Origin of the sequence: Streptomyces sp. NPDC058534 (assembly GCF_042717365.1) — a bacterium.
GTDB lineage: Bacteria > Actinomycetota > Actinomycetes > Streptomycetales > Streptomycetaceae > Streptomyces.
The window spans coordinates 1-1,546 of the sequence record NZ_JBHXNW010000139.1 but is presented as its reverse complement, the minus strand read 5'-3'; the positions used below and the strand labels follow the sequence as shown (position 1 = coordinate 1,546).

Annotated in this window: 2 protein-coding genes; both read right to left on the bottom strand. The window is 70.9% G+C overall.

Annotation, left to right across the window (positions count from 1 at the left end; all coding sequences use genetic code 11):
* Positions 1-106: 106 nt before the first annotated feature.
* Complete coding sequence (locus tag ACFWR9_RS41590; RefSeq protein WP_383852566.1) at positions 107-1,057, bottom strand: family 43 glycosylhydrolase; 951 nt, start codon at positions 1,055-1,057, stop codon at positions 107-109.
* A complete protein-coding gene (locus ACFWR9_RS41585; protein ID WP_383852565.1) occupies positions 1,009-1,365 on the bottom strand; it encodes a family 43 glycosylhydrolase in 357 nt (118 codons plus the stop codon). Before ACFWR9_RS41585 ends, ACFWR9_RS41590 begins: the two co-directional genes overlap by 49 nt.
* Between the last annotated feature and the right edge of the window lie 181 nt (positions 1,366-1,546).

Sequence of the window (1,546 nt, the reverse complement as noted above, 5' to 3'; positions counted from 1 at the left end):
CGCGCGCTGGGGTGTCTGTGTACTTACACGAGAGCTGACGCGTTGGCCTGCGCCCACCCCGCCCGCGGGGGGCGCGGCGGCCCCCCCCCCCCGCCCCCCGGATGTTTCAGCGGACCGGGCCGACCGCCACGTTGTCCAAGGAGGCACCGGTGTCGAAGACCCGGACGCCGTTGGCACCGCTGCGGTACATACCGTCGGTGACGGAGATCCTCGGCGTCGTCATGTCGTCCACGTACACCTTGATGGAGGGACCGACGGCCGTGACCCTCACCCGGTGGGTGGATCCGGGGGCGAGGGACGTGTGCGCGGTCCGCAGCGGTGTCCAGGAGTCGGCGACCCGGCCGAGCACGACCTTGCCGCCCCGGCCGATGCCCGCGTAGTACCCGGTGTAGCCGTCCACGCCGACCGACGGCCGGGTCACCCGGAAGGTCAGGCCCGCGTCGCCGCCGCCCGAGCCGAGGCGCACGTCGGCGTCGTAGGTGAAGTCGGCGAAGTCGGTGTCGAGGAGAGCCTTGCCGCCCATGGAGTGCCCCGCCCGGTAGCGTCCGCCGGCGACCGACCAGGAACCGCCGTAGGTCCGCCAGCCGAGGGCGTTCCCGTCGGCGAAGTTGTCCTTCACGCCCATCTGGATGCGCCGGATGGTGCCGTCTGGATTGAAGTACATCCGGTCGTAGGCGAGTTGGCGGTGGTTGCCGTCGGTCTCGCCGAGCGGGCGTCGGTGGTAGACGATGTACCAGATGTCGGTCCCCGGCACGTTGATCACGGAGTTGTGCCCGGATCCCTTGGCGACCGCGGGGTCCTGGGCGAGCACCTTGTCGATCTTCTCGAAGGGCCCGGTCGGTGAGTCCGACATCGCGTAGGACACCGAGTAGTCGGGTCCTGTCCAGCCGCCCTCGGACCACATCAGGTAGTACTTGCCGCCCCGTTCGAACATCTGGGGTCCCTCGACGTAGTCCGCCGGGGTGATCTCCTTGTACGTCGACCCGTCGGCGAAGGTGCCGAGGCTGGTCATGTCCCGGTTGAGCTTGACGACGTTGGCGTGTCGTACTTCGCCCACGAGACGTCGGCCGTCTTCAGGACCTCGCTGTGTTTGGTCCAGTGGACCAGATCCGTCGAGGAGAACGCGTCGAGGTACGTCTGCTCGGCGTAGCTCTTCGAGGTCGTCGGGAACACCCAGTAGCGCCCGTCGTAGCGCGCGGTGTCGGGGTCGGCGTACCAGCCGTCGACGAAGGGGTTGCCGGCTTCGGAGGTCGAGTACTCGGGTGCGGCGACGGCGGCGGAGGGCGAGAGCATCGCGATCAGTCCGCCGGCGAGTACCGAGGCGCAGGACTTGGCGACGAGCCCGGTCGCTCTGACTGTGGTCATGGCTGGGCGACTCCTGTCGGTCGGTGGTGGTGGGGGGGAGTGCACCGGCCGGCGGGTGGACGTGGCGCCGGCCGTGGAATCCGGACCCGGGGCGGGCGGGCGGGCGGGGCCCCGCGGCCCGCGGGGGGGGGGGGCAGAGGACGCGGCGCGGGCGCCGCCCCCGGTGGGGGGGGGGGTCAAG

Excerpts from the sequence above, each read along its gene's own strand:
- ACFWR9_RS41585 (WP_383852565.1), bottom strand. The coding sequence starts at position 1,365 with ATGACCACAGTCAGAGCGACCGGGCTCGTCGCCAAGTCCTGCGCCTCG.